We start from the raw sequence: 14206 nt of genomic DNA on the forward strand, positions 1-14206 counted from the left end.
CAACCATGCGACGACCTGAAGATCTCCTGGCGCGTTGCTACGTCGACAGCCCTGACGACATCGATCTTGAGGTGATCGCCTTCGAAGCGGGCTTGCAAGTGCGTGATCGAGCGATGACTGGCTGCGAAGCCAGCTTGGTGGGCGTTGGAAATCGAGGGATCGTTACGGTGACAACCGGTATATCCCCGGAGCGTCGACGCTTTTCGATCGCGCACGAGATCGGGCACTGGGAGCAGCACCACGGCCAGAGCTTCTCGTGCCGAGTCGAGGAAAGGGCTCTGGATAAGGTCGAGAAAAGTAAGGAGCGAGAAGCCGACGACTACGCTTCGTCACTCATGATGCCTCGCGACATGTTCAAGGAAGCCATCAAGGCTCGCAAGAGCGGGGTGTCGCTGGCACTCATAAGCGACCTGGGGGCAGCGTTCAAGGTCAGCTTTCCGGCCGCTGCCATACGCTTCGCGGAGTTGTCCGGAGAACCAGTCGTCCTGATTTTCAACGGCGTTGGCGATGGCAGATGGTGGTCCGCACGCTCTCGCCGTGTCCCTGAGCATTTATGGCTCAAGCGGCAGGTTGAAAGCGACAGCTATGCCAGCGATTTGCTACTAGCTGGAGCAGCGACTACGAAGAACCAAGGAAAGATGCCCGCGGAACTATGGTTCGAATCGATTACCGAGGATCGATTTGAAGTCCAAGAACATTCGATCAGATTTTCCGAGGGTGTTTACACCTTGCTCCATCTGACGGACGAGGAATTGCTCGAAGAGCGCATGTCCGCCAAGCGAGCCTGGCGTTATCGCGAATAGACCTCCAGGAGACGGAGAGGTGCAGTGCTTGGGGAGAAACTTCGGCGAGGCCCGACCACGAAGTTCTCTTGTTCGTACTGGACGTGATGGCGTGCTCCTCCTGGGCACCGGCAAGGAGAATCGGGTGCATGAGCGATCTGTGTATGGCCGAGCTCAGTCAGCGTTATCGTCGAAAAGCCGGGCGATGCCGCTGGCGAGACTGGCTTCGGAGCGGAAGTAGCCCCCCAAACTGGCCACGCTCTGGCAGTTGGTCAGCGCCATGATTTAGGTCAGCGACATGTTCTGCCGGATGGAGATGGGGCGCTCTTCGAGCCCAACCGTGCAACTCTAGTGATCGAGGCATCTGTGCGACCTCAAATCGCTGGTGGACGTTGCAACTCAAACGCCGCTTACCAAGCCGGCATCGAATGTTTTGTTCTCAATCCTGCCGCTCCAGTTCACGTAGCCCTGGGGGTTGCACACCACCCGGCAAGACCGAACCTGATAGTCGAACTGCTGATGCGTGTGACCGTGAATCCCAAGCACAGGGATATCGAAGAAGGTCTCGGGACGTTCGGTGACGAGGGCACCCCGACGCCCAGTCATCGGCACGCGGCCTTGATTGCCGCGAGCCGTTGAGCGATTTGGGCCTTGCGTTGGGGTGAAGTTTTCATAAATGCGCCAGGGGACGTGTGGCTCCCTGGGGACTGGTCCGAACCAGATACATCCGGTCGTTGATCGCAACCGGCTCGGCTTTCGGCCGGCGTCCATTACTTGTTCAAAGCGGGGGAGTGGCTTCATCCGTCTGAAATAGGAAGGGATTTCCATTATGGAAATATTTTCCATAAAATTCTTATGATCGCCTCCGGTCAGCCCCGCCGCAGCGGACACGGCCGGCCGGCATCGGCAGAGCGCTCGCACTCTGCGCCATCGATCAGAACGAGGAGACTCCCTTGGAACTTGCCAAATCATTGACTCTCCGGCTCGCCTTGGCGGCGGCCGTGACGCTGGCCGTGACTGCATGCGGAGGAGGAAGCGGAGGCGGGGGAGGGGTGCCGCTCACGGCACTTCCCGTGTCGCCGACAGCACCGAGCAACCCGACCGAGCCCGCGGGAGAAACACCGGTCCAGCCCACGGACCCGGTGGCCGAAGCCCCCGACGACAGCTTCGACACCTACTACAACGTCTGCAGGGGAACGAATCCCAAGTGCTACAACGACTGGGGCGCCTTTGCTTCGACGCCGGACCGGGTGCTGGTCTATTCGCGCACGGCGGGGCCGCGTCATGCCGTGCTGGGCACGCCGATGGGCGCTGGCCTGAACCCGGTGATGAACCCGGACAACGTGATGCAGGCCGGCTTGGTGCGCATGCTGTCGGCCGAAGGCATCACGGTCGACTGGACCGAAGACGTGGCGGTCCTCAGCAGCCGCATCAACAACTACAAGGCGATCATCTTCGCGAGCTCGAACCGTGACACGCTGTGGAACGGCGCGGTCAGCACGAGCCAGGACGCCGCGCGCACCGCACTGCGCAACTACATGCGCCGCGGCGGCGGCTTCGTCGGCCTGCACAACGCGTTCGGTGCGGAATACAACTGGCCCTACTACGAAGGCCTGCTCGGCAACGCGAACTTCTACAACCATGGGCCGAACCGTGCCGGTGATGTCGAGATCGTCTCGGACGACCCGTCGACGAAGGATGTGCCCAAGCGTTTTTCCTTCCAGGACGAGTGGTACAACCTCATGCCCTTCCCCACGAAGGTGAAGTTCCTGGCCAAGGTCGACACCTCGACGCTGAAGCCGCTGACCGCGGCGCCGCATCCGGGCCATGCGGACTTCCATCCGGTCGCCTGGTGCCAGTACTACGACGGTGGCCGCGCATGGCTCACGACCCTCGGGCACAACGCCCACTCGTTCACTGCGGACCTGTCGGGCGTGGGGGCCATCGAATTCCAGAAGCTCGTGGTCCAGGGCGTCAAGTCGGCCATGGGCCTCACGCCCTTCTGCACCGAATAACGATCGAGCAATTGGCTGCCAGGCCAGCTTCGCGCACCGCGCCCTGCCTGTGGTGCGTGCGGCCTCGCGCACATCCGTTTCCCAACTTCACCAGGTAGAGACATCCATGAAACAAAGATCATTGGTCACGCTGCTGGTTTCCTGTGGCGTGCTCGCATCCCCCTTGTTGCTCGGCGCGTGTGGCGGTTCGAGCGGCGGCGGCGCGCCGGTGGTGCCCATCAGCCCGGCCCCCGCGCCACCGCCGGCATCGAGCGCGCCGCCACCGGCATCGCCGCCGGCGGCCGCCGCGCCCGCGGCCAACCTGTCCGAGTGCTGCACGGCCGGCGACAAGGACTTCCCCAAGGTGGGCGGCAACCTGGGCAACCAGAACTACTCCAGCCTGCGCAAGATCAACAAGGGCCTCGTCGGCCAGCTGGGCGGCGCCTGGGTCAACCAGATCGAGGGCGGCATGACCACCGGCACTAACCAGAGCACGACGGTGGCGGTCGACGGCGTGCTCTACATCGAGTCCGCGCTGGGCAACGTGATCGCGGTGGACGGCAAGACCGGCCTCACGAAGTGGAAATGGACCACGCCCTACGGGGCCATCACCCGCCGCGGGGTGGCGGTCGCGAAGGACCTGGGCCTGGTGTTCACCGTCGCCACCGGCAACCGCCTGGTAGCACTCAGGACGGACACGGGCGCCATCGCCTGGATCAAGCAGTACCCGAGCAGCAGCACCGACCCCGACTACCAGGGCGCGTTGCAGAAAGTGGCGCTCGTCTATCACGACAAGCGGCTCTACCTTGGCACCAACGACGGCAACCGCGGTGCGGCGTTCTCCGCCGATGCGTTGACGGGCAAGGTGCTGACCTCGTTCTGGGGAGTCCCGCGCGCCGGCGAGATCGGCTACGACACCTGGGGCGGCGCCGCCGAATCCGACCGCACCGGTGCGACCCCGTGGATCCATCCCGCGGTGGATCCCGAACTGGGCCTGGTCTACTGGACCTTCGGCAACGTGCGCGGCGGTTCGTCGCAGAACGGCTCCACGCGTCCGGGCCTGAATCTGTTCGCCAATTCGATCGTCGCGCTGGACCTCAAGACCGGCGAATACAAGTGGCACTTCCAGTCCGTGCACCACGACATCTGGGACATGGACAACGTGATGTCTCCCGTGCTCGCCGACGTCAAGATCGACGGGAAAGACCGCAAGGTCGTGATCTACGGCAGCAAGACGGGCATGTACTACATCCTCGATCGCAAGGATGGCAGCGCGCCGCTGGGCATCGACGAGGTGCCGGTGAAGCAGGACGCCCGCCAGGCCAGCTGGCCGACCCAGCCCTTCCCGCGCCAGGGCGCCTGGACCGAGACCTGCATCGTGGACCAGCCGCTGGGCACGACGATCCCCGGCGATCCCAACCGCGCGGTCCCGAACTACGTGAAGGGCTGCCTCTACGACGCGCACTGGGACGTGCCGATCCTCTCCATTCCGGGACACGGCGGCGGTGCCAACTGGAACCACCAGTCCTTCAGCCAGCGCACGGGCCTGGTCTACACGGGCATGGGCTACGTGTCGGCGGCGCACTCGCTCACCGAATCGAGCAACGGCCTGCGTCCGCCGGGCACCTACATGACCGGTGCGGTCGTGGCGGTCGATCCGAGCACCAACCTCGTGAAGTGGAAGAAGCAGATGCCGTATTCGCTGGCGCACGGCAACGGCATCCTGAGCACGGCCACCGACTTGTTGTTCATCGGACAGCCCGACGGCAACCTGCTGGCCCTGGATGCGCAGGACGGCAGCGAGCTGTGGCGCTTCCAGACCGGCGCGGCGATCAGTGCCAGCCCGGTCTCCTACGAGATCGATGGCGAGCAGTACATCGCGGTGTTCTCGGGCGGCACGGGCATCCCGTACGGCGATTCGGCACCGCGCGGCGACCGTCTGTGGGCCTTCAAGGTCGGCGGCTCCGTCGCGCCCGCGCCCACGCCGGTGCCGCCCGTCGTGCGCCGGCCGGTGTCGGGGGCGGCTGTGGAAGGCGCGGCATTGCCGACGCCGTACACGGTGTTCCTGGCGCGCGTGCAGACTGCCGCGAACGAGCCGGGCGCCACCGAATCGACGGCCGTGAATGCCATGACGCCGACCTTCATGCGCGTGCCGGCGAACACCACCGTGACCTTCACCAATCCGGGGACCAATGCGAACACGCATTGCGCCACGCAGTTCTTCGAAGGCCGGTTCGACTTCAGGCTGGCTCCGGGCCAGTCCGCGATCCACACCTTTGACATGCCGGGCGAATACTTCTACAACGACTGCCATAGCCCGCGCCCGACGGGCAAGATCGTCGTGTACTGATTCCGTTTCCTAACCCTCAACCACTGAAGGAGCAATGCGATGAAATGGTGCAAGCCTGAGTTCGAAGAACTGCGTTTCGGCTTCGAGATCACGATGTACATCTCCGCGCGCTGAGCGCGGCCCCCGACGGCACCGGCTTCGCGCCGGTGCCGTCTTTTTCTTGTGCCCATGAAGATTCTGGTTCTTGGTTCGGGAGCGGGCGGTGGCTTCCCTCAATGGAATTGCAACTGCCGCCTGTGCGCCGGCCAGCGAACCGGGCGGATCCGGGCCCTTGCTCGCACGCAGAGTTCGATTGCCGTGTCGGCCGATGGCGAACGCTGGGTGCTGCTGAACGCCTCGCCCGACATCGGCGCACAGCTGCGCGCCTCGCCGGCGCTGTGGCCTCGCCATGGCCTGCGCGACTCCGCGATCGAGGCCGTGGTGCTGATGGATTCGCAGATCGACCATGTCGCGGGGCTTCTGAGCCTGCGCGAGGGATCGCGGCTGCAGCTCTACTGCACGCCTGAATCGCATGAAGACCTCACCGGCAGCCTGCCGTTGTTGAAGGCGCTCGAAAGCTACAGCGGCGTGGACTGGCACCCGATGCCGCTCGCGCCCGGCGGCGGCGCGTGGCACGAGATCGCCGGCCTGCGCCTGCAGGCCGTGCCGGTTCCCGGCAAGGCACCCCCTTACTCGCCGCGCCGGCAGGCCGAGGCGCGAAGCGACAACGCGGCCGTGATGATCGAAGACCCGGCCAGTGGCAGGCGCCTGTTCTATGCACCGGGCCTCGCACGCGTGGGCGAGGCCGAGCGCCGGTGCCTCGACGGCTGCGACACCGTGCTGGTCGACGGCACCTTCTGGAGCGAGGACGAGATGGTCGCGGCGGGCCTCGGCAAGAAGCACGCCGCCGACATGGGCCACCTGCCGCAATGCGACGGGCCGCACGGCCCGGGCATGCTGGGGGCGCTGGACGCCTGCGCCGCGCGCAGGAAAGTGCTCATCCACATCAACAACAGCAACCCGATCCTCGACGAAGACGGGCCGGAACGCGCCGAGCTCGTGCGCCGCGGCATCGAGGTGGCTTTCGATGGCATGGAACTGGAGATCTGACGCGTGACGCACCAGCAACAACGGCAGCAGATGCAGCAGGAGCCCTGGCCGCCGCAGATCTTCGAATCGCAGCTGCGCGCGATGGAGTCGCGCTACCACAGCCACCATCCGTTCAACCGGCGGCTCAACGCCGGCGAACTGCAACCCTTCCAGGTCCGGGGCTGGGTGGCGAACCGGTTCTACTACCAGTGCCGCATTCCCGTGAAGGACGCAGCGATCCTCTCCAACTGCGACGATCGCGCGACGCGCAGGCGCTGGGTGGTGAGGATGCTCGACCACGACGGGCACGGCGACCACGAAGGCGCCCATGCCGGTGGCATCGAGATATGGACCCGCCTGGGCCTCGCGACCGGCCTGCGCCGCGATGTGCTGGAGTCGCACGCGCTCGTCCTGCCGGGCGTGCGCTTCGCCGTGGATGCGTACGTCAACTTCGCGCGCACGGCGCCCTGGCAGGAGGCCGTGATCTCCTCGCTGACGGAGATGTTCGCGCCGCGCATCCACAAGGACCGGCTCGCGGGCTGGCCCACGCACTATCCGTGGATCGACACCTCGGGCCTGGACTATTTCCGCAGCCGCATCCCGCTGGCCGACCGCGATGTCGAGCACGGCCTGGAGGTGGCGATGCAGTGGTGCACGACGCGCGAACGACAGGCCCGTGCCCTGCAGATCCTGGGCTTCAAGCTCGACATCCTCTGGGCCATGCTCGACGCGATCGAGAAGGCCTATCCCGACGACCTTGCGAAAGAGCAGCAGCCATGAGCGCATGGACCGACAGCGCGCAGCCGGAACTCGGCACGATGTACAGGATGCAATGGGAAGAGGCGCAGCAGTGCCATGTGCTGCTGTTCCCCGAGGGCATGATCAGGCTGAACCAGCCGGCGGCGGAGATCCTGAAGCGCTGCGACGGCAAGACCTCGGTCGCGGCGCTCGTGGCCGACCTGGAAAGCACCTTCGGCGAACCCGATCTGCGTGCCGACGTGCTCGAATTCCTGGAGCAGGCCCGTGGACGCCACTGGATCCGCTGAGCGCGCCCGTGCGGCCGCTGTGAAGCCGCCGCTGTGGCTGCTCGCGGAGCTGACCTATCGCTGCCCGCTGCACTGCGCCTTCTGTTCGAACCCCGTGGACTACACGCGCTATGGCAACGAACTCGACACGGATGAATGGATTCGCGTATTCCGCGAGGCGCGCGCCATGGGGGCCGTCCAGCTGGGATTCTCGGGTGGCGAGCCGCTGGTGCGCGAGGACCTCGAGGAGCTCGTCGCCGCCGCGCACGAGCTCGGCTTCTACACCAACCTGATCACCTCGGGCGTGGGCCTCGTGCCGCAGCGCGCCCAGGCGCTGAAGAAGGCCGGCCTCGATCACATCCAGCTGTCGTTCCAGGATTCCAGCCGCGAGCTGAACGACTTCCTGAGCTCCACGCGCACCTTCGACCTGAAGCAGCGCGTGGCCCGCACGATCAAGGACTTGGGCTATCCGATGGTGCTGAACTGCGTGATGCACCGCTACAACCTGCCGCATGTCGGGCGCATCATCGAGATGGCCGAGTCCATGGGGGCGGATTTCCTGGAGCTGGCCAACGTGCAGTACTACGGCTGGGCATGGCGCAACCGCGAGATGCTGATGCCTTCGCGCTCAGCGCTGGCGGGCGCCGAAGCGGTGGTCGAGGCGCACCGGCCGCGCCTGGCGGGACGCATGAAGATCCTCTGGGTGGTGCCCGACTATGCCGAGGGAAAGCCCAAACCCTGCATGGCCGGCTGGGGCAGCGTGTTCCTGGTGGTGGCGCCCGACGGCGTGGCCCTGCCGTGCCACAGTGCGCGGATGCTGCCCGGGCTGGAGTTCCCCAACATTCGCGAGCACGCCATTCGCAGCATCTGGCACGACAGTCCGGCCTTCGGTGCCTACCGCGGCACTGGCTGGATGAGCAGCACCTGCGCAAGCTGCGACGACCGGGACAAGGACCATGGCGGCTGCCGCTGCCAGGCCTTTCTGCTGACCGGCGATGCGGCCTCGACCGACCCGGTCTGCCCGAAGAGTCCGCGCCACGCGCAGGTCGAGGCCATGGTCGCGGCCGCGGCCGCGGCGGACGTGCGCGACAACGGCGGCGCGCCGCTTCGCTTCGTGCCGGGCGCCAGGCGGTCGGGCGAACTGGTCTTTCGCACGGACGCCAATGCACGGGCGCAGGGCTGAGCGGACCCGCGTGTGACGCAGGGTCCTCGTCCGATCGTTCACCGGCTGCCGCTGGACGGCGGACATGTCATGCATGTCGAGGAGCATGGCGATCCGGCGGGCCTGCCGGCGCTCGTGCTCCACGGCGGACCGGGCTCGGGCGGCTCGCCGGTGTTGCGGCGCGACTTCGATGCGCGGCGCTACCGCATCATCTGTCCCGACCAGCGAGGATCGGGGCGCAGCACGCCGGCAGGCACGATCACGGCCAACACGCTCGCCGATCTGCTTGACGACCTGCGGCGCCTGCGCGATCACCTGCGCATCGAGCGCTGGCTCGTGGTGGGCGGCTCCTGGGGCGCCACGCTCGCATTGGCCCATGCGCTGGACCAGCCCGGCGTCGTGGCGGGCCTGCTGCTGAGGAACGTGTTCCTGGCGCGCGGCGGCGACATCCACGGTTTTTTCGCGCAGGCGGTACGCCACGGTGACCCCGAATGGCGCGCGTTGTGGAACGAGGCGTGGCAGCGGCAATGCCCGATCACCGAGGTGATCGCGCAGGTCCTCGCGCACGGAACGCCGCAGCGCCAGTGCCGGATCGCCGCGCTCTGGTTCGGGTGGGAACAACGCATGGCCACGGGAAGGCCCGCGCCGCAGCCCGACGACGCGACGCTGCAGCGGCTGGTGGCGCGCTACCGCGTGCAGGCTCACTACCTGAGGCACGGGTGCTGGCTGCGCGCGCCCGCGCTCCTGGAGCGCTGCGTCGCATTGCCCACGGTCCCCACGCTGATCGTGCATGGCACGCAGGACCGCCTGTGCCCGCCGCAGGGGGCCCGGGCGCTCGCGCATGCCTTGCAGGGGCGCGCCATCCTGCGGTGGGCGGCGGGCGCCGGCCACGACCCCACGCACCCGGCCATCGCCGCAGCCATGTCGCGGGCGTTGCACGACTATGCGGTCACGCAGGCCTTCAGCGGCGCCGGCGAACCCGCGCCCGGCCTGCGGATCAGCGCAGGCGCTGGCTGAGCGGATCGCCGATCAGGACCACCCGGGCGTCCTTGCGGTGCGCCCACAGCCGTTCGTTGCCGTTGCCATCGTCTGCAACGAAGAGGACCGAGTTGCCCAGGCGGCGGAAACTCTGCGGCATGGAATGGCGCGCGCCCGACGCGATGTCTGCCACGGCGCGGGTGCCCGCTGGCGTACCGTCGCTGGTCCACGGCTCGACGCCGCTGGCGCTGCCGCCGTTGGCGGAGAACCAGAGGCGGGAGCCGACGACCGAGAAGCGCGCGGGCGATCCGTTCTGCGCGCCCGGCGCGATGTCCTTGACCAGGGCGGTCCCTGCGGCGGTCCCGTCGCTGCGCCAGAGTTCCGCGCCCGAGGTGCCGTCAGTGGCGGCGAAATAGAGCCGGCCGCCCATGGCCGTGATCGGGCTGGCAATGGCGCCGGAGGGTCCCGGGCGGATGTCCTTCACCAGTGTGGTCCCGCCCTCGGTGCCGTCGCTCTTCCAGAGCTCGAGGCCGTGCACCCCGTCGTCGGCGGCGAAGTACAGGGCGCGGCCGAGGGCCGTCAGGTGCATCGGTCGGGAGGGCCCGGGACCGGGCCGCAGGTCTTTCACCATGTGTGTGCCGCGTGCCGTGCCGTCGCTCTTCCACAGCTCGGTCCCGTGCAGGCCGTCGTGGGCGGTGAAGTAGAGTTCGTCGCCCACCGCCGTCAGGTTCTGGATGCCCGCGTCCTCGGGGCCGGGCCGGATGTCCTTCATCAGGCGCGTGCTCTCGGGCGTGCCTTCGCTGACCCAGAGTTCGTGGCCGTGCTCGCGCGTGGTCGCGGTGAAGAACAGGCGTTGGCCGGCCACCGTGAGCTGGCGTGCCAGCGCGCGCGGGCCGGCTTCGATCGAGGACACGCGCACCGTGGTGGGCGCGCTGCCCAACGTCTTCCACAACTGGAATCCCGAACGCCCGTCGTTGGCCACGAAGTACAGCGCATCGCGAAACACCGTCAGCTCGCTCGGCAGCGCGCTTTCCTCGCCCGGCTGGAGGTCGATCACCAGGGCGGTGCCCGCGGCGGTGCCGTCGGTGCGCCAGAGCTCGATCCCGTGCACGCCATCGGTGGCGGCGGTGTAGACATGGCCCTTGAACGCCGTCTGGCCGGCGGGGAAGGCGCCCCGGAAGCCCGGGCGGATGTCCTTGAGCATCGCGGTGCCCGCGCGGCTGCCGTCGGTGACCCAGAGCTCCTGCCCGCTTTCGGCATGGAAGGCGCTGAAGATCATTTTTCCGCGCAGCGGCGTCAGACCCGTGGGAGAAACGAAAGCCAGCGGCTGGCGCTGCTCGGGCAGCCCCTCGCGCTCGGGATCCTGCGCGGCCGCGGGCAACTGCGTCAGGAATGCGAGCACGCACAGGAGGATGCGGCCGCGCCGCCGCAGGCCGGAAGAAGCGCAGATCGCCACCGCCTAGCCTCCGAACCATCGCGCGGGCGCGATGACCAGCTGCGGGAATGCGACCATCGCGAACAGGATCGCGAACTCGGCAATCATGAAGGGCACCACGCCGCGCGTGACGTCGTCCATCGAGATCTTGCCGACGCCGGCCACCACGTTCAGCACCGTGCCCACTGGCGGGGTGACCAGTCCGATCGAGTTGTTGATGATGAACAGCACCCCGAAGTACACCGGATCGATCCCCGCGGCCTTGACGATCGGCATCAGCACCGGCGTGAGGATCAGGATGGTCGGCGTCATGTCCATCGCCGTGCCCACGACCATGACGAGCACCATGATCGCCGCCATCAGCAGGACCGGATTGCCCATGAAGGGCTGCAGCAGGCCCACGACCTTCGACGGCAGGTCGGCCACCGTGATGAGCCAGGCGCTCACCATGGCCGCGGCGATCAGGAACATCACGATGGCGCTGGTCTTGGCCGCGCTCACGAAGATGCCGTAGAGATCCTTCCACGTGATTTCCCGGTACACCACCGTCGACACGAACAGCGCGTAGACGGCAGCCACCACGGCCGCTTCGGTCGGCGTGAACACGCCCATGCGCAGGCCCACGAGGATGATCACGGGCAGCATGAGCGCCCACAGCGCCTTGCGGAAGGCCGAAACGATCTCGGCCGAGGATTTGCGCGGCGGCGGCACGATCTTCTCGCGCCGCACCAGCCATGCCCAGGTGATCCACAGGGCACCCCCGATGAGCAGGCCGGGCACGATCGCCGCGAGGAACAGCTTGGAGATCGACACGTTGGCCGCCACGCCGAAGATCACGAGGCCGATGCTCGGGGGGATCACCGGGCCGATCACGCCGGTGGCCGCGATGAGGCCGCCCGCGCGTGCCTTGTCGTGCCCCGCGCTCACCATCATCGGCAGCAGCAGCGCGGTCAGCGCGGCGGCGTCGGCCACGGCCGAGCCGGAGAGCGCTGACAGCAGGCAGCCGGCCATGATGGTCACGTAGCCCAGGCCCCCCTTCACATGGCCCATCAGCGCAAGCGCGAAATCGACGATGCGCTTGGACAGGCCGCCGACGTTCATGATCTCGCCGGCGAGCATGAAGAAGGGCACGGCCAGCAATGGGAAGCTGTCGGCGCCGCCGATCACGTTCTGCGCAAGGATCTGCGCATCGAACAGGTCGAGGTGCCACATCAGCGCCACGCCGCTGGCGAGCAGCGAGAACGCGATGGGAATGCCCATCGCCATGGCCAGCAGCAGGGTGCCCACGAAGACGAGGATGGTCATCGGCGCGCTCCCTGCGCATCGTCCTTCGCGCCGAGGATCTGCTGCAGCTGCACGGCTTCCTCCGACTCCTGGACCATCACGAGGTCGTTCTCGGCGATGCGCCCGGTGAGCAGGCGCAGCAGGTCGAGCGCCAGGATCAGGCCGGCGAGCACCGAGAAGACCACGCCCGAGGCATAGACGATGGCCATCGACGCGCCGGTGACGGGCGCGGTCACGTCCCAGTTGATGCGCGCCTGCGCGACGCTGCCCTGGAACAGCAGCCAGACGATGTAGAGCATGACGACATGTCCGACGGCCAGGCAGACCTTCTTGCCCAGGGGCGGCAATTTCTGCACCACCATGTCCACGCCCAGGTGCCCGTGCTCCTTCAGGGCCACCACGGCGCCCAGGAAGGTCATCCAGATGAAGAGCCAGCGAGACACCTCTTCGGACACGGTGATGCCCGAGTTGAAGCCGTAGCGCAGCACGACGTTGCCGAAGACGAGCACGACCATCACCGCGAGCGCGGCCGCGATCAGCGCCTCGATGCCGCGGCAGCACCGCTCGATCCAGCGGCTCATGCGGCGGCCCGCGCTTCGGTCTGCCTGTGCATCTCCACCAGCGCGCGCAGGGCGGCCAGGTACGACTGGGGCCCCAGGCCCTGGATGGTGCCCTTGACCGCCGGCGAGATGATCGAGTGGGCGCGCCAGGTTTCGCGCGCGGCGATGTTGGACATGTGTACCTCGATGGTCGGGAAGGGCATGGCCTTGATCGCGTCGTGCAGCGGCACGCCGTGCTGCGTGAGCCCGGCGGGGTTGACCAGCGCGCCCTGCGCGTCGTCGATGTGCGCGTGAAGGAAGTCGATCAGGTCGCCTTCATGGTTCGACTGGAGGGTCTTCAGCGTCACGCCGAGTTCGCCAGCCAGCGCCTGCAGCCGCGCATCGATCTCGGCGAGCGTGGTCTTGCCATAGATGTGGGGTTCGCGGCGTCCGAACAGGTTCAGGTTGGGGCCGTGGAGGACGAGGATCTTCATGGAGGTGGGGCGTGCAGCAGTCATTGTTTGCGGATGCGGGCGAGCTCGTCGTTGTAGAGCTTGACGATGGCGGGGTCGTACTGGGCCGCGAACTTGTCGATCGCCGGCTTGGCGATCTCGCGCATGCGCACCTGCTCGGCCGCGCTCACCTCGTTGAACTGGGCGCCCTTGGCCTGCAACTCGCCCACGGCCTTCTGGGCCGCCGCCCGGCTGACCTGGCGCTGATAGCCGCGCGCCTCGTCGGCGGTCTCGTGCATCATCTTCTGCTCGGCGGGGGACAGCGAGTCCCAGAACTTCTTGCTGACCAGCACGATGTTGGCGGCATACACGTGATTCGTCGCGCTGACGAACTTCTGTACCTCGAAGAACTTGTTCGACAGGATCACCGAATACGGATTCTCCTGGCCGTCGACCGCCTTGGCTTCGAGCGCGCCGTAGAGTTCCGCGAACGGCATCGGCACGGGGTTGGCCTTGAAGGCCTTGAAGGTCTCCAGGAACACGGGGTTGGGAATGACGCGGATCTTCAGGCCTTCGAGGTCCTCGGGCCTGCCGATGGGACGCTTGCTGTTGGTGACGTTGCGAAACCCCAGGTCCCAGTAGCCGAGGGCCACGAGGCCTTTGTCGGGCAGCTTGGCGATGAGTGCCTGGCCCAGCGGACCGTCGAGCAGGGCGTCGGCCTGGGCGAAGCTGCTCACGGAGAAGGGGAAGTCGACCAGGCCGAACTCCTTGACGATGCCCGCGAGCGACGTGGTGGCCGGCGCCGACATCTGCTGGACGCCGCCTTGCAGCGCGGACTGCTGCTGCATCTCGTTGCCGAGCTGGGAGGCCGGGAACTCCTGCACCTTCATCTTGCCGCCGCTCTTGGCCGCGAGCAGTTCGGCGAAGCGCTTCACGCCGAAGCTCACCGGATGGTCCGCATTGTTGAGATGGCCGAAGCGGATCACCCGTTCCTGTTGGGCCCAGCTCGGGGCGACAAGGCCGATGCACAGGCCGGCGACGGCAAGCGTACGAAGAAGTTTCACGGAAGGTCTCCAAAAGGAAGGCAGAAAGGACGGATTGCGGCGATTCTGGGTTTTCCGGAAAATCTTTCCATTA

General features: G+C 66.9%; 14 protein-coding genes. 9 read left to right on the forward strand and 5 right to left on the reverse strand.

Annotated features, from left to right (window positions below):
• The first annotated feature begins 5 nt into the window (after positions 1–5).
• The 9 genes from ABL838_RS32650 (at position 6) to ABL838_RS32690 (ending at position 9398) form a co-directional block, all read left to right on the forward strand.
• Positions 6–803: an ImmA/IrrE family metallo-endopeptidase gene (locus ABL838_RS32650; RefSeq protein WP_418126476.1), complete on the forward strand. Its 798-nt coding sequence runs from the start codon at positions 6–8 to the stop codon at positions 801–803.
• Positions 804–1735: 932 nt separating this feature from the next.
• Entirely contained in the window at positions 1736–2797 is a 1062-nt protein-coding gene (locus tag ABL838_RS32655; RefSeq protein WP_369662581.1) for a ThuA domain-containing protein, read from the forward strand.
• 106 nt (positions 2798–2903) lie between these two features.
• On the forward strand, positions 2904–5126 hold the full coding sequence (locus tag ABL838_RS32660; RefSeq protein WP_418126478.1) for a PQQ-binding-like beta-propeller repeat protein: 2223 nt from the start codon (positions 2904–2906) through the stop codon (positions 5124–5126).
• A gap of 39 nt (positions 5127–5165) precedes the next feature.
• Complete coding sequence (pqqA, locus tag ABL838_RS32665) at positions 5166–5240, forward strand: pyrroloquinoline quinone precursor peptide PqqA (RefSeq protein WP_080898329.1); 75 nt, start codon at positions 5166–5168, stop codon at positions 5238–5240.
• A gap of 54 nt (positions 5241–5294) precedes the next feature.
• Complete coding sequence (gene pqqB / locus ABL838_RS32670; RefSeq protein ID WP_418126480.1) at positions 5295–6215, forward strand: pyrroloquinoline quinone biosynthesis protein PqqB; 921 nt, start codon at positions 5295–5297, stop codon at positions 6213–6215.
• Between the two features lie 30 nt (positions 6216–6245).
• A complete protein-coding gene (pqqC, locus tag ABL838_RS32675; protein ID WP_418126542.1) occupies positions 6246–6974 on the forward strand; it encodes a pyrroloquinoline-quinone synthase PqqC in 729 nt (242 codons plus the stop codon).
• Positions 6971–7240 carry a pyrroloquinoline quinone biosynthesis peptide chaperone PqqD gene (gene pqqD / locus ABL838_RS32680; RefSeq protein WP_418126482.1) on the forward strand — a complete coding sequence of 90 codons (270 nt, stop codon included), beginning with the start codon at positions 6971–6973 and terminating at the stop codon, positions 7238–7240. The genes pqqC and pqqD overlap by 4 nt, the downstream gene beginning before the upstream one ends.
• Positions 7218–8402, forward strand: coding sequence for a pyrroloquinoline quinone biosynthesis protein PqqE (gene pqqE / locus ABL838_RS32685; RefSeq protein WP_418126484.1), 1185 nt, complete (start codon positions 7218–7220; stop codon positions 8400–8402). The genes pqqD and pqqE overlap by 23 nt, the downstream gene beginning before the upstream one ends.
• Positions 8403–8414: 12 nt before the next feature.
• Positions 8415–9398 carry an alpha/beta fold hydrolase gene (locus ABL838_RS32690; RefSeq protein WP_418126486.1) on the forward strand — a complete coding sequence of 328 codons (984 nt, stop codon included), beginning with the start codon at positions 8415–8417 and terminating at the stop codon, positions 9396–9398.
• On the opposite strand, the gene ABL838_RS32695 is transcribed toward ABL838_RS32690, so the two are convergent.
• From ABL838_RS32695 to ABL838_RS32715, 5 genes are read right to left on the reverse strand one after another with little or no spacing between them, the layout of a single operon-like run.
• On the reverse strand, positions 9379–10815 hold the full coding sequence (locus tag ABL838_RS32695; RefSeq protein ID WP_418126488.1) for an ELWxxDGT repeat protein: 1437 nt from the start codon (positions 10813–10815) through the stop codon (positions 9379–9381). The two genes, ABL838_RS32690 and ABL838_RS32695, sit on opposite strands and share 20 nt — an antisense overlap.
• Positions 10816–10818: 3 nt before the next feature.
• Complete coding sequence (locus tag ABL838_RS32700; protein ID WP_418126490.1) at positions 10819–12099, reverse strand: TRAP transporter large permease; 1281 nt, start codon at positions 12097–12099, stop codon at positions 10819–10821.
• On the reverse strand, positions 12096–12659 hold the full coding sequence (locus ABL838_RS32705) for a TRAP transporter small permease (protein ID WP_418126492.1): 564 nt from the start codon (positions 12657–12659) through the stop codon (positions 12096–12098). Before ABL838_RS32705 ends, ABL838_RS32700 begins: the two co-directional genes overlap by 4 nt.
• Positions 12656–13111, reverse strand: a complete 456-nt coding sequence (locus ABL838_RS32710; RefSeq protein ID WP_418126494.1) for a type II 3-dehydroquinate dehydratase — start codon at positions 13109–13111, stop codon at positions 12656–12658. The genes ABL838_RS32705 and ABL838_RS32710 overlap by 4 nt, the downstream gene beginning before the upstream one ends.
• Positions 13112–13131: 20 nt before the next feature.
• Complete coding sequence (locus ABL838_RS32715; RefSeq protein WP_418126496.1) at positions 13132–14133, reverse strand: TRAP transporter substrate-binding protein; 1002 nt, start codon at positions 14131–14133, stop codon at positions 13132–13134.
• Positions 14134–14206: the final 73 nt, after the last annotated feature.

Origin of the sequence: Variovorax sp. 160MFSha2.1 (genome assembly GCF_048305075.1) — a bacterium.
Lineage (GTDB): Bacteria > Pseudomonadota > Gammaproteobacteria > Burkholderiales > Burkholderiaceae_C > Variovorax > Variovorax guangxiensis.